19 protein-coding genes and 1 pseudogene are annotated in these 25773 nt (G+C 69.8%); 5 read left to right on the forward strand and 15 right to left on the reverse strand.

What is annotated here, in order from left to right; genetic code table 11:
• Positions 1-49 precede the first annotated feature (49 nt).
• Together pafA and AQJ64_RS34390 are read right to left on the reverse strand one after the other, a co-directional pair.
• Positions 50-1411, reverse strand: coding sequence for a Pup--protein ligase (pafA, locus tag AQJ64_RS34385; RefSeq protein ID WP_055636549.1), 1362 nt, complete (start codon positions 1409-1411; stop codon positions 50-52).
• 9 nt (positions 1412-1420) lie between these two features.
• Positions 1421-2680 (reverse strand): MFS transporter, encoded by a 1260-nt coding sequence (locus tag AQJ64_RS34390; RefSeq protein ID WP_059203275.1) that lies wholly within the window; start codon positions 2678-2680, stop codon positions 1421-1423.
• Positions 2681-2775: 95 nt separating this feature from the next.
• Between AQJ64_RS34390 and AQJ64_RS34395 the strand changes: the two genes are divergently transcribed.
• On the forward strand, positions 2776-3795 hold the full coding sequence (locus AQJ64_RS34395; RefSeq protein WP_059203276.1) for a LacI family DNA-binding transcriptional regulator: 1020 nt from the start codon (positions 2776-2778) through the stop codon (positions 3793-3795).
• A 67-nt stretch (positions 3796-3862) separates the two neighbouring features.
• Here AQJ64_RS34395 and prcA read toward each other — a convergent pair whose 3' ends face one another.
• The 6 genes and pseudogenes from prcA to arc form a co-directional block, all read right to left on the reverse strand.
• Positions 3863-4603 carry a proteasome subunit alpha gene (gene prcA, locus AQJ64_RS34400; RefSeq protein WP_055638671.1) on the reverse strand — a complete coding sequence of 247 codons (741 nt, stop codon included), beginning with the start codon at positions 4601-4603 and terminating at the stop codon, positions 3863-3865.
• Between the two features lie 62 nt (positions 4604-4665).
• Entirely contained in the window at positions 4666-5511 is an 846-nt protein-coding gene (gene prcB / locus AQJ64_RS34405) for a proteasome subunit beta (protein WP_055638670.1), read from the reverse strand.
• A pseudogene (locus tag AQJ64_RS46845) lies at positions 5463-5979 on the reverse strand (endonuclease VII domain-containing protein). The gene prcB and the pseudogene AQJ64_RS46845 overlap by 49 nt, the downstream one beginning before the upstream one ends.
• Before the next feature lie 32 nt (positions 5980-6011).
• Positions 6012-6230 carry a ubiquitin-like protein Pup gene (locus AQJ64_RS34410; RefSeq protein WP_055638672.1) on the reverse strand — a complete coding sequence of 73 codons (219 nt, stop codon included), beginning with the start codon at positions 6228-6230 and terminating at the stop codon, positions 6012-6014.
• Between the two features lie 187 nt (positions 6231-6417).
• The gene (gene dop / locus AQJ64_RS34415; RefSeq protein ID WP_079062120.1) at positions 6418-7929 is read right to left on the reverse strand and encodes a depupylase/deamidase Dop; all 1512 of its coding nucleotides are present in this window, start codon (positions 7927-7929) and stop codon (positions 6418-6420) included.
• Positions 7930-8166: 237 nt separating this feature from the next.
• Positions 8167-9933, reverse strand: coding sequence for a proteasome ATPase (gene arc, locus AQJ64_RS34420; RefSeq protein ID WP_055638668.1), 1767 nt, complete (start codon positions 9931-9933; stop codon positions 8167-8169).
• A 243-nt stretch (positions 9934-10176) separates the two neighbouring features.
• Here arc and AQJ64_RS34425 point away from each other — a divergent pair, with 243 nt between their 5' ends.
• Entirely contained in the window at positions 10177-10482 is a 306-nt protein-coding gene (locus AQJ64_RS34425) for a ferredoxin (RefSeq protein ID WP_055638667.1), read from the forward strand.
• Positions 10483-10540: 58 nt separating this feature from the next.
• Here AQJ64_RS34425 and AQJ64_RS34430 read toward each other — a convergent pair whose 3' ends face one another.
• The 3 genes from AQJ64_RS34430 to AQJ64_RS34440 form a co-directional block, all read right to left on the reverse strand.
• A complete protein-coding gene (locus AQJ64_RS34430; protein ID WP_059203277.1) occupies positions 10541-11125 on the reverse strand; it encodes a hypothetical protein in 585 nt (194 codons plus the stop codon).
• Positions 11126-11342: 217 nt separating this feature from the next.
• Positions 11343-12245 carry a tRNA (adenine-N1)-methyltransferase gene (locus AQJ64_RS34435; RefSeq protein WP_059203278.1) on the reverse strand — a complete coding sequence of 301 codons (903 nt, stop codon included), beginning with the start codon at positions 12243-12245 and terminating at the stop codon, positions 11343-11345.
• 65 nt (positions 12246-12310) lie between these two features.
• Positions 12311-13912: a site-2 protease family protein gene (locus tag AQJ64_RS34440; protein ID WP_059203279.1), complete on the reverse strand. Its 1602-nt coding sequence runs from the start codon at positions 13910-13912 to the stop codon at positions 12311-12313.
• Between the two features lie 943 nt (positions 13913-14855).
• Between AQJ64_RS34440 and AQJ64_RS34445 the strand changes: the two genes are divergently transcribed.
• Both AQJ64_RS34445 and AQJ64_RS34450 read left to right on the forward strand, forming a co-directional pair.
• Positions 14856-15773, forward strand: a complete 918-nt coding sequence (locus AQJ64_RS34445) for a RecB family exonuclease (protein WP_063808098.1) — start codon at positions 14856-14858, stop codon at positions 15771-15773.
• Positions 15774-15787: 14 nt separating this feature from the next.
• Positions 15788-16462: a response regulator gene (locus tag AQJ64_RS34450; RefSeq protein WP_055636776.1), complete on the forward strand. Its 675-nt coding sequence runs from the start codon at positions 15788-15790 to the stop codon at positions 16460-16462.
• Between the two features lie 69 nt (positions 16463-16531).
• On the opposite strand, the gene AQJ64_RS34455 is transcribed toward AQJ64_RS34450, so the two are convergent.
• The 4 genes from AQJ64_RS34455 to metH form a co-directional block, all read right to left on the reverse strand.
• Positions 16532-18115, reverse strand: coding sequence for an ABC transporter substrate-binding protein (locus tag AQJ64_RS34455; protein WP_055636777.1), 1584 nt, complete (start codon positions 18113-18115; stop codon positions 16532-16534).
• Positions 18116-18203: 88 nt separating this feature from the next.
• Positions 18204-19811, reverse strand: a complete 1608-nt coding sequence (locus AQJ64_RS34460) for an ABC transporter substrate-binding protein (protein ID WP_055636778.1) — start codon at positions 19809-19811, stop codon at positions 18204-18206.
• Positions 19812-20293: 482 nt separating this feature from the next.
• The gene (locus tag AQJ64_RS34465; RefSeq protein WP_055636779.1) at positions 20294-20989 is read right to left on the reverse strand and encodes an HAD family hydrolase; all 696 of its coding nucleotides are present in this window, start codon (positions 20987-20989) and stop codon (positions 20294-20296) included.
• A gap of 110 nt (positions 20990-21099) precedes the next feature.
• Positions 21100-24612, reverse strand: a complete 3513-nt coding sequence (metH, locus tag AQJ64_RS34470; protein WP_055636780.1) for a methionine synthase — start codon at positions 24610-24612, stop codon at positions 21100-21102.
• A gap of 343 nt (positions 24613-24955) precedes the next feature.
• On the opposite strand from metH, the gene AQJ64_RS34475 reads away from it, so the two are divergent.
• Positions 24956-25720 carry an IclR family transcriptional regulator gene (locus AQJ64_RS34475; RefSeq protein ID WP_055636781.1) on the forward strand — a complete coding sequence of 255 codons (765 nt, stop codon included), beginning with the start codon at positions 24956-24958 and terminating at the stop codon, positions 25718-25720.
• The last annotated feature ends 53 nt before the right edge of the window (positions 25721-25773 follow it).

Genomic DNA, 25773 nt, shown 5'->3' on the forward strand with positions numbered 1-25773 from the left:
GAAGGGCGCCGTACGGGAAACGTACGGCGCCCGTGTTGCGTTCCGGCGATCACATACCGGCGATCAGCTTCTCCACCCGGTCGTCCACCGAACGGAACGGGTCCTTGCACAACACCGTCCGCTGGGCCTGGTCGTTCAGCTTCAGATGCACCCAGTCCACCGTGAAGTCCCGGCGCTGCTCCTGCGCCCGCCGGATGAAGTCACCGCGCAACCGCGCCCGAGTGGTCTGCGGCGGCACCGACTTGCCCTCGAAGATCTTCAAGTCGTTGCAGATCCGCGTCGCTTGTCCCTTGCGCTCCAGCAGGTAGTACAGACCACGACGACGGTGGATGTCGTGGTAGGCGAGGTCTATCTGCGCCACCCGCGGATGCGACATCGTCATGTTGTGCTTGGCCCGGTACCGCTCGATGAGCTTGTACTTCATCACCCAGTCGATCTCGGTGCCGATCCGGTCCAGGTCCTCGGCCTCGATCGCGTCCAGCGTACGGCCCCACAGCTCCAGGACCTGCTCGACCGTGCCCGTGCGGATGCCGCGGCGCTCGCAGAAGTCCACGGCCTTCTCGTAGTACTCGCGCTGCACGTCCAGCGCCGAGGCCTCCCGCCCGCTCGCCAGCCGCACCTTGCGCCGGCCCGTGATGTCGTGGCTGACCTCACGGATCGCCCGGATCGGGTTCTCCAGGGTCAGGTCCCGCATCACCGTGCCCGCCTCGATCATGCGCAGCACCAGATCCGTCGCGCCGACCTTCAGCAGCATCGTCGTCTCGGACATGTTCGAGTCGCCCACGATGACATGCAGCCGACGGTAACGCTCCGCGTCCGCGTGCGGCTCGTCGCGCGTGTTGATGATCGGCCGGGAACGGGTCGTCGCCGAGGAGACGCCCTCCCAGATGTGCTCCGCCCGCTGGCTGACGCAGTACACCGCCCCACGGGGCGTCTGCAGCACCTTGCCCGCGCCGCACAGCAGCTGGCGGGTCACCAGGAACGGAATGAGGATGTCCGCGAGCCGGGAGAACTCCCCGTGCCGGGCCACCAGATAGTTCTCGTGACAACCATAGGAGTTGCCCGCCGAGTCCGTGTTGTTCTTGAAGAGGTAGACGTCGCCCGCGATTCCTTCCTCGTGCAGGCGTCGTTCCGCGTCCACCAGGAGTCCTTCGAGAATGCGCTCGCCGGCCTTGTCGTGGGTGACCAACTCGGTCACGTTGTCACATTCCGGTGTGGCGTATTCCGGATGCGAACCCACGTCGAGATACAGGCGGGCGCCGTTCCGCAGAAAGACATTGCTGCTACGGCCCCATGACACGACACGGCGGAAGAGGTACCGCGCCACCTCGTCAGGCGACAGGCGGCGCTGTCCCCTGAACGTGCACGTGACGCCGTACTCGTTCTCCAGCCCGAAAATGCGGCGGTCCATGACTGAACATTACGCCCGATCCCCTGAACTGAAACGGGGTTCGGCAGCACGGTTCGGATCATTTTCCGATGAAGACGCAACCACCGCACTTACGGCCGGAGCTGCCAATACCCGCCCCGTGACCAGCAAAACCAGCAACGACACGCCGCCCGCGACACCCGGCACCGCAAACCCCCAAACGGCGCCACCGGCCTCCACGACAGGCCCCGCGACACCCGTCCCGACGGACGCGCCCACCGTGAAAGTCGTCACCAGCCAGGAGAACGCCTCGGTGACCGTGCCGCGCGGCGCGTGCCGGTCCACGATCACGAACGCACAGGCCAGCACCGGCGCCAGGAACACCCCCGCCAGGGTCGCCAGCGCCACCATGGCCACCGCGCCCGGCATCAGCATCAGCGGCACGTAACACACCGCCAGAAACGCGACCAGCACCCGCAGTCGCCGCTCCGGCACCCCCGCCCACTCCCGCGCCCCGTACGCCAGACCCCCGACGAGCGCCCCCAGCCCCAGCGCCGCCATCAGCCAGCCGTACACCACGTCACCGCCGTGACCGTCCGCGTACGGCACCGACGCCACCGTGATCGACCCCATCGCGATCCCCACGAACAGCAGCGCGCCCAGCAGCACCAGCAGCGCGGGCGAGCGCAGCGCACCCAGCCAGTGCGCCTCGCGCAGAGCGGAGCGCCACGCGCGCGAGGGCGGCGACACGACCACCGAGAGCGCCCCGAGCACCCCGACACCGTTCACGACGAGCAGCGCCGCCCGCTCCGACCACAGCGAGGCACACAACGTCACCAGCAGCGGCCCGACGGTGAACATCACCTCCTGCGCCACCGCGTCCATCGCGTACGCCGCCGGCACCTGCTCCTCGCGGCGCAGCACCGACGGCCACAGGGCCCGCAGCCCGCCCTCCAACGGCGGGGTGAAGAGCCCGCCGGCCACCATGGCCGCGTAGGCGAGCGGCAGCGGATCCGTGCCGGAGAACGCGAAGAGGGCCATCGCCAGGGCCGAGACCAGCGCGGCGGGCAGCTGGACGCGCGGCTGCCCGAAAAGATCCACCAGGCGGCCCAGCACGGGCTGCCCCACGGCGCTCGCGACGCCGTACACCGAGACCAGCGCACCCGCCAGGCTGTACGTGCCCCCCTCGGCCCGCACGAACAGCACGACCGCGATGGCGGACGTGGCGTTCGGCAGCCGGCCGACCAGCGTGCCGACCAGCAGCCGGGCCGCGTGCCGCGCCCTGAGGATCTCCCCGTACGCCGTGGCCATCGCCCACCCGCCCGTCTGAGGTTGTACGTATAACGCCCTTCGTCATACGTACCATGTGCGCTGTTCACGAGTCCAGACGAAGGAGCAGGCGGACGGTGGCACACCACAGCACCCGCCCCACGAGCCGCGACGTCGCCCAGGCCGCCGGGGTCTCCCAGGCCGCCGTCTCCCTGGTCCTCGGCGACAAATGGCGCGGCCGGGTCGCCGAAACCACCGCCGAACGCGTACGGCAGGCGGCACGCGACCTCGGCTACCGGCCCAACCTCGCCGCCCGCAACCTCCGCCTCGGCCACACCCGCACCGTGCTCCTCGTGGTCCCCGTGCTCACCACCGAGTTCTTCGCCGGCGTCTACACCGGCGCCGCCCGCGTCGCCGCGGACCACGGCTTCGGCGTCGTCCTCTACCCCTCCCCCGAAGGCGTCGGCCCCGCCCGCGACCCCTTCGCCTCCGCCCAGGCCGCCCTCGACGGCGTCATCGCCTCCTCCATGGCCGCCGACGCCCTCACCGCCATCCGCGGCGACCAGCTCCCCCTCGTCATGCTCGACAGCGACCCCGCCGGCAGCCTCGGCGCCGCCACCGTCAACCTCGACATCGCCGACGGCGTCCGCCAGGTCACCGACCACCTGCTCGACCTCGGCCACCGCCACTTCCTCCACCTCGCGGCCGACGTACCCTCCTGGACCTTCGAGGTACGCGCGCGTGAACTCACCGCACGCCTCGCAGCCGCCCCCGGCACCTCCCTGCGGACCGCCCCGGCACCCATCTCCATCGAGGGCGCCCTGGCCGCCACGGAGGCCGCCCTGAGCGCACCCGGCACCCACCGCCCCACCGCCGTCGTCTGCGACGACGACAAACTCGCCGCCGGCGCCTACAAGGCCGCCCGCCGCCTCGGCCTGCGCATCCCCGACGACCTCTCCGTCACCGGCCTCGACGACCTCGCCCTCGCCACCGCCCTCGACCCCGAGCTCACCACCGTCCGCCTCGACGCCGAGCTCTTCGGCGAACGCGGCATGCACGCCCTCCTCGCCGTCCTGGACGGCCGCACACCCGACGCCGGGGACATCCCCGTCCACCTGGTCGTACGAGGCTCCACAGCCCCACCGGGCGCCTCCTGAAACGCCCTGTGCCCCGGCGGTCGACCCGGCCGGGGCACAGAAGGGTGAAGACCCGCCTGCGGGCGGACTACTCCTCGTCCTCGGAGCTCTCCGCCTCCGTCGTCGCACCGTCCGCCTCCAGCAGCCGCGCCAGCTGACGGCCCACGACGCGCTTGAACTTGCGCTGCTGCGGACGCGTACGGTCCAGCACCGCCACCTCCAGCCGCTCGGCGGGAATGTCCCGCTGCGTGCCGTTGGTGTCCCGCGACAGCGCCTGCACCGCCAGCTTCAGCGCCTCGGACAGACTCATCCCGTCCTGGTGACGCTGATCCAGATAGCTGCTGATCTGCTCGGCGTTGCCGCCCACCGCGACCGAACCGTGCTCGTCCACGATCGAGCCGTCGTGCGGCAGCCGGTAGATCTGGTCACCGTCCGGGGTCTCACCGACCTCGGCGACCACCAGCTCCACCTCGTACGGCTTCTCACCCGCCGAGGAGAAGATCGTGCCCAGCGTCTGGGCGTACACGTTCGCCAGACCACGCGCGGTCACGTCGTCACGGTCATAGGTGTACCCGCGAAGATCGGCGTACCGCACACCGCCGATCCGCAGGTTCTCGTACTCGTTGTACTTGCCGGCCGCCGCGAAGCCGATCCGGTCATAGATCTCGCTGAACTTGTGCAGCGCACGGGACGGGTTCTCCCCGACGAACACAATGCCGTCGGCATACTGCAGCACGACCAGGCTGCGGCCACGGGCGATGCCCTTGCGCGCGTACTCCGCGCGGTCCGCCATCGCCTGCTGGGGTGAGACATAGAACGGCGTCGACACCGGTTATCCGTCCCTTTCTGTCGAAGTCACTGGATCACCTGCCACAAGATGCGGACCGACCGCTACAGCAGGGCGGCACGCGGGCCGTCCGGCTCCTGCAGCCGGCGCTCGAGGATCGAACGGGCGATCTCCGAGGACTCGTCGTCGGTGAGCCTGCGGAAACCGTCCTCGGTGATCACAGTGACGATCGGATAGATCCGGCGCGCGACATCGGGACCACCGGTCGCCGAGTCGTCGTCGGCCGCGTCGTACAGAGCCTGCACCACGAGGGTCGTGGCCTCTTCCTCGCTCAGGTCGTCGCGGAAGAGCTTCTTCATCGCCCCGCGCGCGAAGATCGAGCCGGAGCCCGTGGCGGCGTAGTGGTGCTCCTCGGAACGGCCGCCCGTGACGTCGTACGAGAAGATCCGCCCCCTGCCGCGGTCCACGTCGAACCCGGCGAAGAGCGGCACCACGGCGAGGCCCTGCATGGCCATGCCGAGGTTGCCGCGGATCATGGTCGACAGCCGGTTCGCCTTGCCCTCCAGCGAGAGCTGGGCCCCCTCGACCTTCTCGAAGTGCTCCAGCTCCAGCTGGAACAGCTTCACCATCTCCACGGCCAGACCGGCGGTGCCGGCGATACCCACGGCGGAGTACTCGTCGGCCGGGAACACCTTCTCGATGTCGCGCTGGGCGATGACATTGCCCATGGTGGCCCGGCGGTCACCGGCGAGCACGACCCCGCCGGGGAAGGTGGCGGCCACGATCGTGGTCCCGTGCGGCGCCTCGATCACACCCTGCGTCGGGGGCAGCTGCCTCTTACCGGGCAGCAGCTCCGGCTGGTGGTCGGAGAGGAAGTCCATGAAGGACGAGGACCCAGGCGTCAGGAAGGCAGCTGGTAGACGCCCGGTGCTACGAGTGTTGGCTTCCACGGAGTTCCTTCCAGGTAGGCGGCTGCCCGACGAACTGCGTCGGGATCGTCTCCCAACTTGCCGATGGCCGAATTGCAGTTGAAGCACAGTACGCCACGGACCCTACCCGTCTGGTGGCAATGATCCACATGTACGGCGGGAGCTTTCAGGCAGATCACGCAGAGCCCCATCTGCGAGGCGACCATGGCGTCACGCTCGGCGACCGTCGGAAGCCGTGGCGTTGCGGTGCCAGTCACTGTGCGGCTTGATCACTCCGCACGTACGGCAGTACTTGTGCCCCTCAGGCGCATCCACTCGGGGCCGCACGTTCTTACCTTTGGCGAGCTGCCGGGCTTGGTGATACCCCGCCCAGCACTCCCGGCAGTAGGCCTGCAACCCGTCACGAGCCGCCTTGTCACCAGCGAAGGCTGCCCGCGGCTTGGACTCTTTGCACCGCGAGCAACGCTTCACACCATCTGGATTTTCCAACCCGAACTCCCCCGGAGCCTTCGATTCGAAGGCTACTCGCCGCCCTTCTGAACGAAACTTCGAACGAAGTCCTCGGCATTTTCCTCGAGGACATCGTCGATCTCGTCCAGCACCGAGTCCACGTCGTCGCTCAGCTTCTCGTGCCGCTCCTTGAGGTCGCCGGAAGCCTGCGCCTCTTCCGTCTGCTCCTCGACCTCCTCCGTGGAGCGCGTCGCCTTCTGCTGGCCGCCGCCGGTGTCCTTGGTCGCCATAACCCTCACCCCGCTCAGTTCGCCCGACATGTTCGGCAGGTCGGCTTCCTGCCGATCGGTGATGATCAGACCCTACAAGGAGGGTCCGACATCGGCCCCGTAGTTGTTCCAACGTACGAGGCCCCTTTCGATGATTCCCTTGCGGCGGGGTTTCCACCCCGCCGCGGGAGAGCTTCCTCGGGCCCGCTCAGCCGCCCGACAGGACCTTGACCAGGTCTTCTGCCGTGCGGCAGCGGTCCAGGAGCTCCTTGACGTGATTTCGCGTTCCGCGAAGCGGTTCCAGGGTTGGGACGCGCTGGAGCGAGTCCCGGCCCGGGAGGTCGAAGATGACCGAGTCCCAGGAGGCGGCGGCGACGTCGTCGGCGTACTGCTCGAGGCAGCGGCCGCGGAAGTACGCGCGGGTGTCCTCCGGGGGCTTGGCCTTGGCCCGCTCGACGGCCGGCTCGTCGAGGAGCCGCTTGATGCGGCCGCGGGCCACCAGACGGTTGTAGAGGCCCTTGTCGGCCCGTACGTCGGCGTACTGGAGGTCCAGGAGGTGCAGCTTCGCCGCGTCCCAGTCGAGGCCGTCACGGCGGCGGTAGCCCTCCATGAGTTCCCGCTTGGCGACCCAGTCCAGCTCGCCGGCCAGGCTCATCGGGTCGTTCTCCAGGCGGGTGAGGGTGTCCTCCCAGCGCGTAAGGACGTCCTTGGTCTGGTCGTCGGCGTCCGACCCGAACCGCTCCTCCACGTATTTGCGCGACAGCTCGTAGTACTCCATCTGGAGCTGCACCGCGGTGAGTGTGCGGCCGCTGCGGAGGGTGACCAGCCTCTTCAGCGTCGGGTCGTGGGAGACCTGGTGCAACGTCCGTACGGGCTGGTCGACGGCCAGGTCGACGGCGATGAAGCCGTCCTCGATCATGGAGAGGACCAACGCCGTCGTGCCCAGCTTCAGGTAGGTCGAGATCTCCGACAGGTTCGCGTCGCCGATGATCACGTGGAGACGGCGGTACTTCTCGGCGTCGGCGTGGGGCTCGTCACGGGTGTTGATGATGGGGCGTTTGAGGGTGGTCTCCAGGCCGACCTCGACCTCGAAGTAGTCCGCGCGCTGGCTGAGCTGGAAGCCGTGTTCGTGGCCGTCCTGGCCGATGCCGACCCGGCCGGCGCCGGTGACGACCTGGCGGGAGACGAAGAAGGGCGTGAGGTGGCGCACGATGTCGGAGAAGGCGGTTTCCCGCTTCATCAGGTAGTTCTCGTGCGTGCCGTAGGAGGCGCCCTTGTTGTCGGTGTTGTTCTTGTAGAGGTGGATGGGCTGGGCGCCGGGGAGCTGGGCCGCGCGTTCGGCGGCTTCGGCCATGATCCGTTCGCCGGCCTTGTCCCAGAGGACGGCGTCGCGGGGGTTGGTGACCTCGGGGGCGCTGTATTCGGGGTGTGCGTGGTCGACGTAGAGGCGGGCGCCGTTGGTGAGGATCACGTTGGCGAGGCCGATGTCCTCGTCGGTGAGCTGGCTGGAGTCGGCGGCCTCGCGGGCGAGGTCGAAGCCTCGCGCGTCCCGCAGCGGGTTCTCCTCCTCGAAGTCCCAGCGGGCCCGGCGGGCCCGGTGCATCGCCGCGGCGTAGGCGTTGACGATCTGGGACGAGGTGAGCATGGCATTGGCGTTGGGGTGGCCGGGGACGGAGATGCCGTACTCCGTCTCGATGCCCATTACTCGCCGTACGGTCATGCGGCCCTCCTTGCCCGGCGGCACCCTCGGTCGTGGGCGCCGCTCAGATACCGGTGGTGCTCCGGTGCGGGTGCGGTGCCCGTCCTCTCCGCACTGCGCAACCCGGCGGTAGGAAAGAGCCTAGAACGCCTCTGTGCCGGTGGGGAGATCATTTGCGTCATTGCCTTGCTCCAGCCGTGGCCTGAAAAGCAGGCGGCTGCGGGTACCCGTGGAGGGCACCCGCAGCCGCCCTGTTCTTTACAGGTACTGTCCGGTGTTCGCCACCGTGTCGATGGAGCGTCCGGTGTCCGCGCCCTGCTTTCCGGTGATGAGGGTACGGATGTAGACGATCCGTTCGCCCTTCTTTCCGGAGATCCGGGCCCAGTCGTCGGGGTTGGTGGTGTTGGGCAGGTCCTCGTTCTCCTTGAACTCGTCCACGCATGCCTGGAGGAGGTGGGAGACGCGGAGGCCCTTCTGGTTCTTTTCGAGGAAGTCCTTGATCGCCATCTTCTTGGCGCGGCCCACGATGTTTTCGATCATGGCGCCGGAGTTGAAGTCCTTGAAGTAGAGGACTTCCTTGTCGCCGTTGGCGTAGGTGACTTCCAGGAAGCGGTTTTCCTCGGATTCGGCGTACATGTGTTCCACTGCCGTCTGGATCATGCTCTGGACGGTGGTGGTCTTGTCGTTTCCGTGTTCGCCGACGTCGTCGGAGTGCAGCGGGAGGCGTTCGGTGAGGTACTTGCCGAAGATGTCCTTGGCCGCTTCGGCGTCCGGGCGCTCGATCTTGATCTTCACGTCGAGGCGGCCGGGGCGCAGGATGGCGGGGTCGATCATGTCCTCGCGGTTGGAGGCGCCGATGACGACCACGTTCTGCAGGCCCTCGACGCCGTCGATCTCGGCGAGGAGCTGGGGGACGATGGTGTTCTCCACGTCCGAGCTGACGCCGGAGCCGCGGGTGCGGAAGAGGGATTCCATCTCGTCGAAGAAGACGATGACGGGGGTGCCCTCGCTGGCCTTCTCGCGGGCTCGCTGGAAGACGAGGCGGATCTGGCGCTCGGTCTCGCCGACGTACTTGTTCAGGAGCTCGGGGCCCTTGATGTTGAGGAAGAAGCTCTTGCCGGCGGCCTGGCCGGTGACCTCGGCGACCTTCTTGGCCAGCGAGTTGGCGACGGCCTTGGCGATGAGCGTCTTGCCGCATCCGGGGGGCCCGTAGAGGAGCACACCCTTGGGCGGGCGCAGTTCGTGCTCCTTGAACAGGTCGGGGTAGAGGTACGGGAGCTCCACGGCGTCCCGGATGGCCTCGATCTGGCCGCCGAGGCCGCCGATCTGCTCGTATCCGATGTCGGGGACCTCTTCGAGGACGAGTTCCTCGACCTCGCTCTTGGGGACGATCTCGTAGACGTAGCCGGAGCGGGGTTCGAGCAGGAGGGCGTCGCCGGGGCGGATGGTGACGTCCAGCAGCGGCTCGGCGAGCCTGACCACCCGTTCCTCGTCGGTGTGCCCGATGACCAGGGCGCGCTCGCCGTCCTCGAGGATCTCCTTGAGGGTGACGATGTCCCCGACCCGCTCGAATTCCATGGCCTCGACCACGTTGAGCGCTTCGTTGAGCATCAGTTCCTGGCCGCGTCGGAGCTCGTCGAGCTCGACGCTGGGGCTGACGTTCACGCGGAGTTTGCGGCCTCCGGTGAAGATGTCGGCCGTGCCGTCCTCGTTCGCCGCGAGGAAGACGCCGAAGCCGGCCGGGGGCTGCGCGAGCCGGTCGACTTCCTCCTTGAGGGCCACGATCTGGTCGCGGGCCTCACGGAGCGTGTTGGCAAGTCGCTCGTTCTGGGCGGACACGCCGGCCAGGTTGGTCTGCAGCTCGACGATCCGCTCTTCGAGAATCCTCGTGTGTCGCGGAGAGTCGGCGAGCTTGCGGCGCAGGACGGCGATCTCCTGCTCAAGGTAGGCAATCTGCCCGGACGGGTCGTCGGACCCTCGTCCCGGGCGGATGCCGCGGTTCATGTCGTCGTCGTGGGCTGCCACGGTCCTCACCTCCTCCAAGGGGAGCTGGACGCTTCCAGACCCTACCTGGGCGGGTGTCGATTGAAACCCCTAGATCACAAAGACTGTCGGGGTGTGTCCGATCTTCACCCTTGCGCTCTCCCTCACGCCAGGGGAATACCCACCGAACATGATTGGGAAGCGGGCGGGGGTAGGGTCGAAGTGTTCAACACCCGTCAGAGCCTGCATCGTTCCCGTGCGGCTCGGCACCAAACGGCAGGAGAGATGAGCGTGCAGCAGGAGGCCGGTGCCGGCGTGGAGACGCTGGAGGTCTGGATCGACCAGGATCTCTGTACCGGTGACGGTATCTGTGCGCAGTACGCGCCGGAGGTGTTCGAGCTGGACATCGACGGGCTGGCGTACGTGAAGAGTGCGCAGGACGAGCTTCTGCAGGCCAAGGGGGCGACGGTGCCGGTGCCGTTGCCGCTGTTGACGGACGTGGTGGACTCGGCGCGGGAGTGTCCCGGCGAGTGCATTCATGTACGTCGCGTTTCGGACAGGGTCGAGGTGTACGGCCCGGACGCGGAGTGACCGTTCAGGTACGGGCCGTGAGAGTTGTCTGATTTCTCACAGGGCGTGATGGCCTGATTCAGACGCTGTGGGCGCCGGCGGGTGTCGAGCGGATGAACCTGTCGTCCTTCCACTGCCACTTGACGCTGTCCTTGAGGTCGGGGCAGCAACTGGGCACGTCCGCCGACGAGTAGCCGAGGAGTGTGGCGAGGACGGCACCGTCGGTGACGGTGAGGGTGGTGACGTTGGTGCGGTCCTTGGGGTCGACGAGGGTGGCGACCACGCGCGCGTGGGTGCTGCCGGCGGCCTGGGCGAGGACGTAGACGCCGTCGGGCGGGGTGCCCATGGGGGCGTCGCAGTGGACGACGGCGACGGTTTCGGGCCTGCCGTCGCCGTCGAGGTCTCCGTCGGCCTTCTTCATGACGAGCGGTTTGACCGTGGGGCCGCAGTCGAGGGGGAAGTCGACGCCGGTGGTCGCGGGGGCGGTGGCCGCGGTGGTGGGGGTGGCGCCGGTGTGCGGCTGGGAGGCCTGGGCGGCCGTCGCGGGTCCGGGCTGGAGGATCGAGGAGAGGGCCACGACGCCGGCCACCGCGGTGGCGGTGGCGACCCAGTGGATGGGTCGGGTGTGGGTGTGTGCCAGTTCCGGGACGGCGGATTGCTGCACTAGGAGCGTCTCCTGGGATGGCTGTGCCGGTGGAGGTGGGGGGGTGGCCAGCATCGTGCCACACGTCACAGGGTGGGGGAACGGCGGGGTGCGGGACGTGCGGGATGTCGGACGGCGGTGGTGCGGGGTCAAGGGGAGGGCGCCGTGGCCGAGTTCCCCGAGGGGTCGGGGAACTCGGCCACGGCGCCCTGTCGTTGTCCGTGGTGTGCGGGCCGGGTCAGCGGCCGCTGCCTCCGTCGGCGTTGGGGCCGGCGTAGTCCTCGCCGTAGGCGCCCTTGGCGGGGCGGCGGCGGCGCATGGGCGGCTCGACGCCGTCGGCGAGGCGGCGGGCGGTGAGCAGGAAGCCGGTGTGGCCGATCATGCGGTGGTCGGGGCGGACGGCGAGGCCCTCGATGTGCCAGTTGCGGATCATCGTCTCCCAGGCGGTCGGCTCGTTGAAGCAGCCGATCTCGCGGATGGACTCGACGGTCCGGGCGAGCTGGGTGGTGGTGGCGACGTAGCAGCAGAGGATGCCGCCGGGGACGAGGGCCTTGGAGACGGCCTCGAGGCACTCCCAGGGGGCGAGCATGTCGAGGATGACGCGGTCGACGTCGGTGTCGCTCAGGTTGTCCTGGAGGTCGCCGACGGTGAGCTGCCAGGCGGGGTGGGGGCCGCCGAAGTAGCGCTCGACGTTCTGCCGGGCGATGTCGGCGAAGTCCTCGCGGCGCTCGTAGGAGTGCAGCATGCCCTGGTCGCCGATGGCGCGCAGCAGGAAGCTGCTGAGCGAGCCGGAGCCGACGCCGGCCTCGACGACGCGGGCGCCGGGGAAGATGTCGGCGAAGGCGAGGATCTGCCCCGCGTCCTTCGGGTAGACGACGGCTGCCCCGCGGGGCATGGACAGGACGTAGTCGGGGAGCAGGGGGCGCAGCGCGAGGTAGGCGACGTTACCGGTGGTGCGGACAACGCTGCCCTCGGGAGCGCCGATCAGCTCGTCGTGCGGGAAGGAACCCTTGTGGGTGTGGAAGTTCTTCCCGTCCTCGAGCGTGAACGTGTAGTGGCGGCCCTTGGGGTCGGTCAGCTGAACCTGGTCCCCGACCTTGAAGGGCCCGCGCCTGCGGGCGGCACCGGTCGGTTCGGACATGTGAACAGCCTACCGGCGATTGGCGGGGCCGCCGACCACGGGTGCGTGCGGTGTGCGGGGAGGGTCTACGCGGGGCGGGCCATGGCTTTGACGAAGGCGCGTTCGACGTCGGCGGCGGACAGGACGCCGTAGATCTCGCCGGTCTCCTCGACGACGAGGTACTCGGTGGCCGGGGTCGCCCGCAGGACGTCGAGGAGGTCCTCCCCGGCGAGTTCGGCGGAGACGCGCATGCCGTCGGTGAGGTCCTGGGCGAGGCCGCTGACGGCGACCCAGGGGCGGCGGTGTTCGGGGACGCCGACGATGGCGGCCTCGCGGACGAGGGAGAGGGGTTCGCCGTGGGCGTCGACGACGACGAGGGCGCGGGCGCCGGCGGCGTTGGCGCGGCGCAGGGCCTCGGAGAGGGGGGTGTCGGTCTCGACGGGGACGGCGCGGCGGGTGAGGGTGCGGGCCCTGAGTTCGGGGAGGTGTTCGCGCAGGCGGGCCATGCGCAGGCTGTTGCCGGCGCCGGTCCAGATGATGGCGGCGAGGATGGCGGCGAGCAGGGCGTCGGTGACGGTGTCCATGCCGACGCTGTCCTCGGCGCTGGTGCCGAGGGCGCCGGAGTGGGTGAGCAGGGGGAGGCCGATGAGGACGGAGACGGCGAGGGCGCGGCCGACCCAGGCGGCGGCGATGGTGCCGCTCATGGGTTTGCCGGTGATCTTCCAGACGACGGCGCGGAGCATCCGGCCGCCGTCGAGGGGGAGGCCGGGGAGGAGGTTGAAGATCGCCACGATGAGGTTGGAGATCATCAGGCCGGCCAGGAGGACGCCGGGGACGGTGCCGGGCTCGACGGGCTGCAGGGCGGCGTAGAAGACACCGGCGAGGACGAGGGAGAGCAGGGGGCCGACGAAGGCGAGCCAGAACTCGCGGCCGGGGGTCTCGGCTTCCTTCTCGATCTCGGAGACACCGCCGAAGAACTGGAGCTGGATGCGGCGGACGGGGAGTTTGAAGCGGAGGGCGGCGATGGTGTGGGCGAGTTCGTGGATGAGGACGGAGGCGTAGAAGGCGACCGCGAAGAACAGGGAGACCAGGTAGCGGGCGGCGCCGAGTTCGGGCAGGACGCGGTCGAGCTGTCCGCCGAAGACCCAGGTGATCAGGGCGGCGACGAGGAACCAGCTGGGTGCCACGTAGACGGGTACGCCGAAGGGCCGTCCCATGAGCAGTCCGCCGCGGGGCTGCTCCGGGGGGCGCTGGGGCGGGGGGCCCTTGATGCCGGTGGGGGCGGATCCCCGGGCGGCGCCGCCCTCATGGGCGTGCGCGTGCGCCCGGACGCGGTCGCCGCTCGGGGCGGGCTCGTCGTGGGGGGCGGCGGGGGGCGCTTCGGCGGGGGAGGTCGTGGGCGGTACGTCGTCGGCCGGGGCGTCGGACGGCTCCGTGCCCGCCTCCCGCTCGTCGGAGGGCCGCGTTGCCTCCGTGGGCTCGTCCGCAGGCTTCACCGGCGGGTCGGAGGGTTCGGTTCCGCTCTGCTCTCCCTCGGAGGGGGGCGGTACGGGGTCCGTGGGGGGCGTGGACGGGGGCGGGCCCTCCGGTTCCGCCGGGGCGGTGGCCTGGGGGGCTGGTGTGACGGGGTGCTCGGCCGACTCTTCGCTGTCCGGCCGCGGCCGCCCGCTCCCGCCGCTTTCCACCACGATGTCCCCTCGTTCGAAGCGTCTCCCGCTCCTGCCGGGCGGAAGGGTCTGTGACCGATGGTATGCGGCCGTTGTGACGCGTTCCGCCCCGGCACCCCCTGTGTTTCCCCGCTCGCCGCCAGGTGGGCGGGCCGGGGCTGGGTGACTGTCAGTGGCGGGCCGTATGGTCTGAGGCATGGACAGCAGCAGCGAGGGCGTCGAGGGCGGGGACGTGGAGGAGTCGACCCGGGCGGAGGCTCGGGCCGCGGCCGGGCCGGAGGCGGAAGCGGGGGTCGCCGCGCCGGAGGCGGAAGCGGGGGTCGCCGCGCCGGAGGCGGGGGCGGAGGCCGTCCTGCCCGGGAGCGCGGGGACCGTCGCGGCCGAGACGGGGGCGGGCGCTGTCCTGCCCGAGGCGGAGGCGGGGGCGGGGATGCTCGCGCCGGAGGCGGAAGCGGGGATGGTCGCGCCGGAGGCGGAAGCGGGGATGGTCGCGCCGGAGGCGGAAGCGGGGATGGTCGCGCCGGAGGCGGGGGCGGAGGCCGTCCTGCCCGGGAGCGCGGGGACCGTCGCGGCCGAGACGGGGGCGGGCGCTGTCCTGCCCGAGGCGGAAGCGGGGATGCCCGCGCCGGAGGCGGAAGCGGGGGTGGTCGCGCCGGAGGCGGGGGCGGGGGCCGTCCTGCCCGGGAGCGCGGGGACCGTCGCGGCCGAGACGGGGGCGGGCGCTGTCCTGCCCGAGGCGGAAGCGGGGATGCTCGCGCCGGAGGCGGAGGCGGGGATGCTCGCGCCGGAGGCGGGGGCGGAGGCCGTCCTGCCCGGGAGCGCGGGGACCGTCGCGGCCGAGACGGGGGCGGGCGCTGTCCTGCCCGAGGCGGAAGCGGGGATGCTCGCGCCGGAGGCGGGGGCGGGCGCTGTCGTGCCCGAGGCGGTCGCGGGGGCCGGCGCCTCCGGCGGGGGTACGGCGGCCATGGTGTCCGACGGCGGCGCAGCGGGCCTCGGGCAGGTGCCCGCGCCCGCGCCCGCCAGGGCTGTCGCCGTGGCGCCTGCCTCCTTGTCGCCCTCGCGGGCCGGGGACTTCATGCAGTGTCCGTTGTTGTACCGGTTCCGGGTGATCGACCGGCTGCCGGAGAAGCCGAGTCCGGCGGCCACCAAGGGGACGCTGGTGCACGCGGTGCTGGAGCGGCTGTTCGACGCGCCGGCGGCGGAGCGGACGGCGCCGCGGGCGAAGGCGTTGATCCCGGGGCAGTGGGACCGGTTGCGGGAGACGCGGCCGGAGGTGGTGGAGCTGTTCGCCGACGATCCGGACGGTGTGCGGATGGCGGGTTGGCTGGCGGAGGCGGAGGCGCTGGTGGAGCGCTGGTTCACGCTGGAGGATCCGACGCGTCTGGAGCCCGCGGAGCGGGAGCTGTTCGTGGAGGCGGAGCTGGAGTCGGGGCTCAGGCTGCGCGGGATCATCGACCGGGTCGACGTGGCGCCCACCGGTGAGGTGCGGATCGTGGACTACAAGACGGGCAAGGCACCGCGCGCGGAGTACGCGGACGGTGCGTTGTTCCAGATGAAGTTCTACGCGCTGGTGGTGTGGCGGCTGAAGAACGTGGTGCCGCGGCGGCTCCAGCTGGTGTATCTCGGCAGTGGGGATGTGCTGACGTACGACCCGGACCTCGCGGATCTGGAGCGGGTGGAGCGCAGGCTGCTGGCGCTGTGGGACGCGATCCGGCTGGCGACGCAGACGGGTGAGTGGCGGCCGCGGCCGACGAAGCTGTGCGGCTGGTGCGATCACCAGGCGCACTGTCCGGAGTTCGGCGGTACTCCCCCGCCGTACCCGCTGCCGGTGAGGGCGGCGGCGTCCGGGGACGTCGAGCAGGGCAGAATGGGGCCGGACTAGCGAAGGAGACTCACGTGGCCATCCGCGTCCTACTGGTCGACGACCAGCCGCTGCTGCGTACCGGCTTCCGGATGATCCTGGAGGCGGAGCAGGACCTCGCGGTCGTCGGTGAGGCCGGAGACGGTCTTCAGGCCCTGGACCAGGTGCGGGCGCTGCAGCCCGATGTGGTGCTCATGGACATCCGTATGCCGCGGATGGACGGGGTGGAGGCGACCCGGCAGATCACCGGACCGGGCCGGGACGGGCCGGCGAAGGTGCTGGTGCTGACGACGTTCGACCTCGACGAGTACGTGGTGGAGGCGTTGCGGGCGGGGGCCAGTGGGTTCCTGCTGAAGGACGCGCCCGCCCATGAGCTGGTGCAGGCGATCCGGGTGGTGGCGGCGGGCGAGGCGATGCTGGCGCCGAGCATCACGCGCCGGCTGCTGGACAAGTACGCCACGCATCTGCCGTCGGGCGACGAGCCGGTGCCGAACACGCTGCACACGCTGACGGACCGTGAGGTGGAGGTGCTGAAGCTGGTGGCGCGGGGGTTGTCGAACGCGGAGATCGCGGCCGATCTGTTCGTCAGTGAGACGACGGTGAAGACGCATGTGGGGCATGTGCTGACGAAGCTCGGGCTGCGTGACCGGGTGCAGGCCGCGGTGTACGCGTACGAGAGCGGTCTGGTGCGGCCCGGCGCACAGCAGTAGGCCTGACGGGTACGACGCGAAGGGCGCCCCTGCCGAGCGGGGGCGCCCTTCGTCGTGCTCTGCCGGGGGTCAGCTCTTGCTGAGTTCCCAGAAGCGGAACACGGTGGACGCGTCGAGGCAGTTCTCGAGGCCGTAGACGTTCTCGCCGACGACGGCGTACTGCTTGGCCTGCCAGACCGGGAGGACGGGGAGTTCCTTGGCGACGATGTCCTGGAGGGTGGCGTAGTCGGCGTCGGTGGCGGTGCGGTCGCTCTGGGCGGCGGTGCGCGGGATGAGCGTGCCGGTGATGGTCTTGTTGGTGTAGTTGTTGGCGAGGACGTTGCCGTCGCCGAAGAAGGGCGCGGTGAAGTTGTCGGCGTCGGGGAAGTCGGGGACCCAGCCCTTGACGTAGACGCCGTACTTGCCGGCGGCGATGTCCTTCTCGTACTGGTCGAAGGGGACTGACTTGACGTCGGCGTCGAACAGGCCGCTGGCGTTGAGCTGGGCGGCGACGGTCCTGAGTTCCTGGTCGGTGGCGGGGCCGTAGCGCGAGGGGGTGGACCAGAGGGTGAGTTTCACCTTGCCGGTGAGGCCTTCGGCCTGGAGTGCGGCGGCGGCCTTGGCCTGGGAGGGGCGGGCGCCGTAGCGGTCGAAGAAGGCGGTGTTGTGGCCCGCTATCCCGGCCGGGATGATCGAGTACAGCGGGTCGGCGGTGCCTTCGTAGACGTCCCGGATGAGGGCTTCGCGGTCGATGAGGTAGGCGATGGCCTGTCGGACGCCGAGTTTTCCGGTGACGGGGTCGGCGGTGTTGAAGACGAGGTGCTGGACCTCGGCGCTGCTGCCTTCGACGACCTCGGCGCCCTCGTCGCCGGTCCCGGCGTCGATGTCGGCGATGTCGGCGGCGGTGAGGCCGCGGTAGGCGATGTCGACGTCGCCGTCGAGGAGGGCCTTCTTGAGGGCCTTCTGGTCGCCGCCGAAGAACTTGAGGGTGATGCCCTTGTTCTGGGGGTCGCCCGCGGTGCCCCGGTAGTTCTCGTTGACGGAGAAGACGGCCTGGTCCTCGTCGAAGGAGTCGAGGGTGTAGGGGCCGGAGCCGACGGCGCCGCCGTCCTTGCGCAGGCCGTCGGCGTCGTACTTCCTGTGGTCGACGATGGAGCCGGCGCCGGAGGCGAGCTTGCTGGGGAAGGTGGCGTCGGGGACCTTCAGGGTGAAGACGACGGTCTTGGCGTCGGGTGTCGCGACCTTGGCGAGCATGGGGAACATGACCGCGGGGCCGTTGTCGTCGTTGATCTTCAGCATGCGGTCGAAGGAGAACTTGACGTCCTCGGAGGTGAGGTCGTCACCGTTGGAGAACTTCAGGCCGTCCTTGAGGGTGCAGCGGTAGACCTTGGCCTGCTGGTCCGTGAAGGAGCAGTCCCGCGCCGCGTCGGGCTCGGGTTCGGTGGCGCCCTTGGGGAAGCTCAGCAACGACTGGAAGACGTTGTTGAACAGCATCCAGGATCCGGGGTCGTAGCCGGAGGCCGGGTCCGTGGCGAGGACGTCGTCCGACATCCCGAGCACCACGGTGGAGCCGTCGCCGCCCGAGCCCCCGGTCTGGGTGCCACAGCCGGTCAACATGCCGGAGGCCAGTCCCGCCACGATGGGCAGGACCGGCCACTGGTTACGGATATTCACGAAATACCTTGTCGTCGGGTCCCATCACACCGGGGCTCCGTCCCGGGCCCCGGCCGCGAAAAACGTATCACCCGACCGGCAAGGGTCCTCAGTTGCTCACGCCGCGGCCGAGTTCCCACAGCTGGAGCGTGGCGGAGGAGTTGAGGGCGTACGCGGTGCCGGTGATGTCGGTGTTGGCGGCGACGTACTGCTTGCCCTGCCACAGCGGGAGGATCGGGACGTCGTCGGCGACGATGTCCTGGATCTCGGTGAGGCTCTTGCCGGCGCTGATGCGGTCGGCCTCCCGGCGGGACTGCGGGATCAGCTTGTTGATGATCTCGCTGTTGGTGTACGGCGAGTTGAGGGTGTTGTCCTTGTCGAGGAACGGCGCGAGGAAGTTGTCGGCGTCGGGGAAGTCGGGGAACCAGCCCATGCCGTAGACGGCGTACTCGCCCTTGCGCTCGGCGGGGGCGAAGGTGTCCCAGGCGGTGCCCTTGACGGTGACGTCGAACAGGCCGCTGTCGTTGAGCTGCTTCTTCAGCAGCTCGAACTCCTGCTTGGTGGCGGGACCGTAGTGGTCGGTCGTGTAGTTCAGCGTGAGCTTCACCGGGGTGGTGATGTTCGCCTCGGTCAGCAGGGCCTTGGCCTTGGTGACACTCGGGTCGCTGTACTTGTTGAAGAAGGCGTTGGAGTGTCCGGTGACGGAGGCCGGGACGAGCGAGTAGAGGGCTTCGGCCTGGGAGCCGTAGACCTGGGAGACCAGCTCGTTGCGGTTGATGACCTGGGCCATCGCCTGGCGCACGGCCTTGGTCTTCACGACGGGGGCGTCGGTGTTGAAGGCCAGGTAGCGGATCTCGAGGCCGGCCAGTTCGACCAGGTCGATGTCGCTGTCGGCGGCGGCGTCGGAGAGCTTCTTGATCTGCTCCGGGGACATGGTCCGGGTCATCAGGTCGATGTCGCCCTTTTCGAGGGCGGTGTCCATGGCGTCGGCGTCGTCGTAGGACACCATGTCGACCTCGTCGTTGTTCACCTTCAGGGTCCCCTTGTAGTTGGGGTTCTTGGTGAACACGGCCTTGGTGATGGCGTCGCCGTCGGTCTCGGCCTTGAGGGTGTACGGGCCGGAGCCGTCGACCTCGAAGCCCTCGCGGAGCTTGTTCTTCTCGTAGTCGTCGGGGTTGACGATGCCGGCGACGGGGGTCGACAGCTTGGACGGGAAGGTGGCGTCGGCGGTCTTGAGGTGGAAGATGACTTCGTTGTCACCCTGCGTCTCGACGGTGTCGATGGTGGACAGCAGGGCGAAGACACCGGTGTCGGCCTTGATGGCGCGGGCGCGGTCGATGGAGAACTTGACGTCCGCGGCGGTGATGGCGTCGCCGTTGGCGAACTTCAGCCCGTCCCGGAGCTTGCAGGCGTAGCGCTCGTTGCCGCTGTCGGTGAATCCGCAGGACTGCGCCGCCTCGGGGACGGGGTCGCCGTCGCCCTTGGGCACGATCATCAGGGTCTGCACGGTCTGGCGCAGGATGTTCCAGGTGCCGACGTCGTAGGCGTAGGCGGGATCGAGCGGCGCGGGAGCGGCCTTCGTGGCGGTGAACCGGTCGGTGGTGCCCACGACGATGGCGTCGCCGCCGCCGCTCCCGCTGTCGGCCCCGCCGCAGGCGGCGAGTACGGGCGCGAGCAGACCGACCACGGCCGGCAGCACCAAAGTCTTGCGGTTCATGCTCGAGTTTCTCCAGAGCTGTCGGTCCGTGTACCCGGCATGCAAGGTTGTCGCAGCGGATCACAGGGATAGGGGTGATGTTCCGCGAAGAGATTAGTCCGGACCGGCACGAGGGTTCGCCACGACCGGAGTTGAAAGCTCATCACGGAGCGAAACCGTATGCGAACGCATTGAAAAATCACGAGCGGAACGATCCGCGCAGCTGTCCATCAATCGGGACACAAGGGTGCGGCCAAACGCCCGGAACGCGGCGTCTGGGCACACGGCGGACCCCCTGTCGACCACGCCCGCCGTGGGGAAGGTCACACCGTCAACGGTCCGCGCCCGTCCGGAATGCAACCGTTATCGAAGATCGGAATTCCCCCGTGCGTACACCCGCCGAATTACGTTGCTATCGGCGGTGCACGCTCGGTGAACGAGTACGGCGAATTCCGTCATCGAGAGGATCACCAATGATCGCAGGGGTGATCATCGGAGCGGAGTCACCGGGGCATCAGACCGCGCAGAAAAGGCAGGTCGACCTGTTCCAGCGAGGGCACCACGGTGCGCCGGACGGCAGCGGTGATCGGGGCCACGGAGGGCACCGCCACCACATGGCAGCCCGCCGCCTCCGCCGAGGCGACCCCGGTCGCGGTGTCCTCGACGACGGCGCAGCGGGCCGGGTCCACGCCGAGGCCGGCGGCCGCGAAGAGGTAGGGGTCGGGGTACGGCTTGGTGCGGGCGACCTCGTCGCCGGCGACGGTCAGCGTGAAGTGCTGGGGGCCGAGCGAGGTCAGGACGCGGTCGATGATGCGGCGGTGGGAGGCGGAGACGAGGGCCGTGGGGATCTCGTGCTCGGCCAGCTCGGCGAGCAGCCGGGCGGCTCCGGGCATCAGGGGCAGGGCGCGGGTGATGCGGTCCTCGAAGCCCTCGTTGAGCAGGACGGAGAGTTCGGTGAGGGTGATGTCGGCCCCGGTCGCCTCGATCAGGAACCCGGCGCTGCGGCTCATCGGGCCGCCGACCACGACATGGCGCCAGGAGTCGTCGAGGGCGTGGCCGAGACCGGCGAAGATCTCCACCTCGACGTCCCACCAGAAGCCTTCGGTGTCCACCAGGGTGCCGTCCATGTCGAGGAGCACCGCCTGGAGGGCCGAGCCCTCGGCCGTACGGGTCAGGGGCGCGGGTACCGTGCTGGTCATCCACGTACCTCCTTTGAGGGACGAGCAGGCCGGTTCCCGCTGGGGAACCGGCCTGCAGTGGACCGACCAGTGTACGACTTATCGGATCAGTGTGCTCAGTGACACGGATGTCACCGTGCGTTGAAGTACTTCGCCTCGGGGTGGTGGATGACGATCGCGTCCGTGGACTGCTCGGGGTGGAGCTGGAACTCCTCGGACAGGTGGACGCCGATCCGCTCGGGCCGGAGCAGGGCGGCGATCTTGGCGCGGTCCTCCAGGTCGGGGCAGGCGCCGTAGCCGAGGGAGAAGCGGGCGCCGCGGTACTTCAGGGAGAACATGTCCTCGATGTCGGCGGGGTCCTCGCCGGCGAAGCCGAGTTCGGAGCGCACGCGTGCGTGCCAGTACTCGGCGAGGGCCTCGGCGAGCTGGACGGACAGGCCGTGCAGTTCGAGGTAGTCGCGGTAGGAGTCGGACGCGAAGAGCTTGGCGGTCTCCTCGCCGATGCGGGAGCCGACGGTGACGACCTGGAGGCCGACGACGTCGGTCTCCCCCGATTCCTGGGGGCGGAAGAAGTCCGCGAGGCACAGCCGGCGGCCGCGGCGCTGGCGCGGGAAGGTGAAGCGGGTGGTCTCGTTGCCGTGCTCGTCCAGGATGATCAGGTCGTCGTCCTTGGACACGCAGGGGAAGTAGCCGTGGACGACGGCGGCCTCGAGGAGGTTCTCCGTCTGGAGGCGGTCCAGCAGGCCGCGCAGGCGCGGGCGGCCCTCGGTCTCGACGAGTTCCTCGTAGGTCGGTCCGTCGCCGGTGCGGGCCTGCTTGAGGCCCCACTGGCCCTTGAAGAGGGCGCCCTCGTCCAGCCAGGTGGCGTACTCCTTGAGCTGGATGCCCTTGATGACGCGGGTGCCCCAGAAGGGCGGCTCGGGGACGGGGTTGTCGGTGGCGACGTCGGAGCGGACGTGGCCCTCCTCGGGGCGCTCCTCGACGGCCACGGCGGCGGCGCGGACGCGGCGCTGCTTGAGCTCGGGCAGCTTGGCACCGGGGACGCCGCGCTTGACGCCGATGAGGGCGTCCATGAGGTGCAGGCCCTCGAAGGCGTCGCGGGCGTAGCGGACCTCGCCCTGGTAGATCTCGTGCAGGTCCTGTTCGACGTAGGCGCGGGTGAGGGCGGCGCCGCCGAGGATGACCGGGTAGTCGGCGGCCAGGCCGCGCTGGTTCAGCTCCTCCAGGTTCTCCTTCATGATCACCGTGGACTTGACCAGGAGGCCGGACATGCCGATGACGTCGGCCCCGTGTTCCTGGGCGGCGTCGAGGATCGCGGAGACCGGCTGCTTGATGCCGAGGTTGACGACGTTGTAGCCGTTGTTGGACAGGATGATGTCGACGAGGTTCTTGCCGATGTCGTGGACGTCGCCGCGGACGGTGGCGAGGACGATGGTGCCCTTGCCGTCGGCGTCGGACTTCTCCATGTGCGGTTCGAGGTGGGCCACCGCCGCCTTCATGACCTCGGCGGACTGGAGGACGAACGGCAGCTGCATCTGGCCGGAGCCGAAGAGCTCGCCGACGACCTTCATGCCGTCCAGGAGGGTCTCGTTGACGATGTCGAGGGCCGGGCGGGTCTCAAGCGCCTGGTCGAGGTCGGCCTCCAGGCCGTTCTTCTCGCCGTCGATGATGCGGCGCTTGAGGCGCTCCTCCAGCGGCAGGGCGGCGAGTTCCTCGGCCTTGCCGGCCTTGAGGGACTTGGCGGTGGCGCCCTCGAAGAGCTGCATGAGCTTCTGGAGGGGGTCGTAGCCCTCGCTGCGGCGGTCGTGGATGAGGTCGAGGGCGGTACGGACCTCCTCCTCGCTGAAGCGGGCGATGGGGAGGATCTTGGAGGCGTGGACGATGGCGGAGTCGAGGCCCGCCTTGACGCACTCGTCGAGGAAGACGGAGTTCAGCAGGATCCGGGCGGCCGGGTTGAGGCCGAAGGAGATGTTGGACAGGCCCAGGGTGGTCTGGACGTCGGGGTGGCGGCGCTTGAGTTCGCGGATCGCCTCGATGGTGGCGATGCCGTCGCCCCGGGACTCCTCCTGACCGGTGCAGATGGTGAAGGTCAGGGTGTCGATGAGGATGTCCGACTCCTGGATGCCCCAGTTCCCGGTGAGGTCGTCGATGAGCCGTTCGGCGATCTCGACCTTCTTCTCGGGGGTGCGGGCCTGGCCCTCCTCGTCGATGGTGAGGGCGATCAGCGCGGCGCCGTGCTCCTGGGCCAGCCGGGTGACCTTGGCGAAGCGGGACTCGGGTCCGTCGCCGTCCTCGTAATTGACGGAGTTGATGACCGCGCGGCCGCCGAGCTTCTCCAGGCCGGCCTGGATGACGGGCACCTCGGTGGAGTCCAGGACGATCGGCAGGGTGGAGGCGGTGGCGAAGCGGCCGGCGAGTTCCTCCATGTCGGCGACGCCGTCGCGGCCGACGTAGTCCACGCACAGGTCGAGCATGTGCGCGCCCTCGCGGATCTGCTCGCGGGCCATCTCGACGCAGTCGTCCCAGCGGGCTTCGAGCATGGCCTCGCGGAACTTCTTGGAGCCGTTGGCGTTGGTGCGCTCGCCGATCGCCAGGTACGAGGTGTCCTGGCGGAAGGGGACCGTCTGGTAGAGGGAGGCGGCGCCGGGCTCGGGGCGGGGGGCGCGCTCGACGGGCGTGGTGCCCTGGACGCGGTCCACGAGCTGCCGGAGGTGTTCGGGGGTGGTGCCGCAGCAGCCGCCGATGAGGTTGAGGCCGTAGTCCCGGACGAAGTTCTGCTGGGCGTCGGCGAGGCCCTCGGGGTCGAGCGGGAAGTGGGCGCCGTCCTTGGTGAGGATCGGCAGACCGGCGTTCGGCATGCACAGCAGGGGGGTGCGGGAGTGCCGGGCGAGGTAGCGCAGGTGCTCGCTCATCTCGGCGGGGCCGGTGGAACAGTTCAGACCGATCATGTCGATGCCGAGGGGTTCCAGCGCGGTGAGCGCGGCGCCGATCTCGGAGCCCAGCAGCATGGTGCCGGTGGTCTCGAAGGCCATGGAGACCAGCAGGGGGACGTCGACTCCGGTGGCCGCCATGGCGCGCTTGGCGCCCAGGACGGAGGACTTCGTCTGGAGGAGGTCCTGGGTGGTCTCGACGATCAGGGCGTCGGCGCCGCCGGCGAGCAGGCCCTCGGCGTTGGCCTGGAAGCCGTCGCGCAGGACGCCGTAGCCGATGTGGCCGAGGGTGGGCAGCTTGGTGCCGGGGCCGATCGAGCCGAGGACCCAGCGCTGCCGGCCGTCACGGGCGCCGAAGGCATCGGCGGTCTCGCGGGCGATCCGGGCGCCCGCCTCGGACAGTTCGAACACACGGTCGGCGATGTCGTACTCGGCCATGGCGGAGTGGTTTGCGCCGAACGTGTTGGTCTCGACGCAGTCGACGCCCGCGTCGAAGTAGGCCTCGTGGACCGAACGGACGATGTCGGGCCGGGTGAGGTTGAGGATCTCGTTGCAGCCCTCGAGGTTCTCGAAGTCCTCGAGGGTGGGCTCCTGGGCCTGGAGCATGGTGCCCATGGCCCCGTCGGCCACCACCACACGGGTGGCCAGGGCCTGGCGGAGCTCGGACACACGGGTCCGGCTGTCGGCGGAAGGGGTCGGCGGCACAGAGGCCATGGAAGGGCTCCCTCGGATGCGACGGCTGTCGGCTTTGCGTGACCTCAGGATGCGTGCGGTACGGCTTCCCGAGGAGTGCGCACGCCGTCAGGGTAGCCGGGTCGGGGGCCGTATGGTCAGGGCGTCCACGGGGCGGACGGGGAGGACGGGCGTGCCGGTGCTCGCGTGCGGGGCCGGTCACCGCCACACTGCCGCCACGTCACCTCGGGGGGTCGGGTGGCGTAACAGGTGTTGACCGACCATTAGCGGGAGGTCGACATGGACCGGTAGTGTTCGACATTGCCGAACGACGGTACTTGCGTGCCGCTCGTGGACGGCGAAGGGGACGGAGGCAGGAGGGCGGATGGCACGGAACATCCAGTCGGTCGAACGGGCGGCCGCGATGCTGCGGCTGCTCGCGGGCGGGGAGCGGCGGCTGGGCCTGTCCGACATCGCCTCTGCGCTGGGCCTGGCCAAGGGCACCGCCCACGGCATCCTGCGCACGCTCCAGCAGGAGGGGTTCGTCGAACAGGACGACACCTCCGGGCGCTACCAGCTGGGCGCGGAGCTGCTGCGGCTGGGCACCACCTATCTGGACGTGCACGAGCTGCGCGCACGGGCCCTGGTGTGGACGGACGACCTGGCGCGGTCCAGCGGCGAGAGCGTCCACCTGGGGGTGCTGCACCAGCAGGGCGTGCTGATCGTGCACCACGTCTTCCGGCCGGACGACAGCCGTCAGGTGCTGGAGATCGGGGCGATGCAGCCGCTGCACTCCACGGCGCTGGGCAAGGTGCTGTCGGCGTACGACCCGGTGGCGCACAGTGAGGCCCTGGAGGCCGACCGCAAGCCGTTCACGGACCGCACGGTGTGCGATCTGGACGCCTTCGAGCACATCCTCGACGTCACGCGCGCGCGGGGCTACGCGGCGGACGTGGAGGAGACCTGGGAGGGTGTGGCCTCCCTCGCGGCACCCATCCACGACCGGCGGCGCATGCCGGTCGGGGCGGTCGGCATCACGGGGGCGGTGGAGCGGCTGCGCCGGGACGGCGAGCTGCGGCCCGAGCTGATCGCGGCGGTGCGGGACTGTGCCCGCGCGGTGTCGCGGGACCTGGGCGCCGGGCGCTTCTGAGCAGCGGGTTCGGGCCGGGACGCCCTGGGGCGTCCCGGCCTTCGTCATGCCCT

It is taken from the genome of Streptomyces griseoruber (assembly GCF_001514205.1).
Taxonomy (GTDB): Bacteria; Actinomycetota; Actinomycetes; order Streptomycetales; family Streptomycetaceae; genus Streptomyces; species Streptomyces griseoruber.

What these genes read in the sequence shown, in the direction of transcription:
- pafA (WP_055636549.1), bottom strand. Translation starts at nt 1,411, where the DNA reads ATGGACCGCCGCATTTTCGGGCTGGAGAACGAGTACGGCGTCACGTGC.
- AQJ64_RS34390 (WP_059203275.1), bottom strand. Translation starts at nt 2,680, where the DNA reads ATGGCCACGGCGTACGGGGAGATCCTCAGGGCGCGGCACGCGGCCCGG.
- AQJ64_RS34410 (WP_055638672.1), bottom strand. Translation starts at nt 6,230, where the DNA reads ATGGCGACCAAGGACACCGGCGGCGGCCAGCAGAAGGCGACGCGCTCC.
- dop (WP_079062120.1), bottom strand. Translation starts at nt 7,929, where the DNA reads ATGACCGTACGGCGAGTAATGGGCATCGAGACGGAGTACGGCATCTCC.
- AQJ64_RS34425 (WP_055638667.1), top strand. Translation starts at nt 10,177, where the DNA reads ATGAGCGTGCAGCAGGAGGCCGGTGCCGGCGTGGAGACGCTGGAGGTC.
- AQJ64_RS34435 (WP_059203278.1), bottom strand. Translation starts at nt 12,245, where the DNA reads ATGTCCGAACCGACCGGTGCCGCCCGCAGGCGCGGGCCCTTCAAGGTC.
- AQJ64_RS34445 (WP_063808098.1), top strand. Translation starts at nt 14,856, where the DNA reads ATGGTGTCCGACGGCGGCGCAGCGGGCCTCGGGCAGGTGCCCGCGCCC.
- AQJ64_RS34460 (WP_055636778.1), bottom strand. Translation starts at nt 19,811, where the DNA reads ATGAACCGCAAGACTTTGGTGCTGCCGGCCGTGGTCGGTCTGCTCGCG.
- AQJ64_RS34465 (WP_055636779.1), bottom strand. Translation starts at nt 20,989, where the DNA reads ATGACCAGCACGGTACCCGCGCCCCTGACCCGTACGGCCGAGGGCTCG.
- metH (WP_055636780.1), bottom strand. Translation starts at nt 24,612, where the DNA reads ATGGCCTCTGTGCCGCCGACCCCTTCCGCCGACAGCCGGACCCGTGTG.
- AQJ64_RS34475 (WP_055636781.1), top strand. Translation starts at nt 24,956, where the DNA reads ATGGCACGGAACATCCAGTCGGTCGAACGGGCGGCCGCGATGCTGCGG.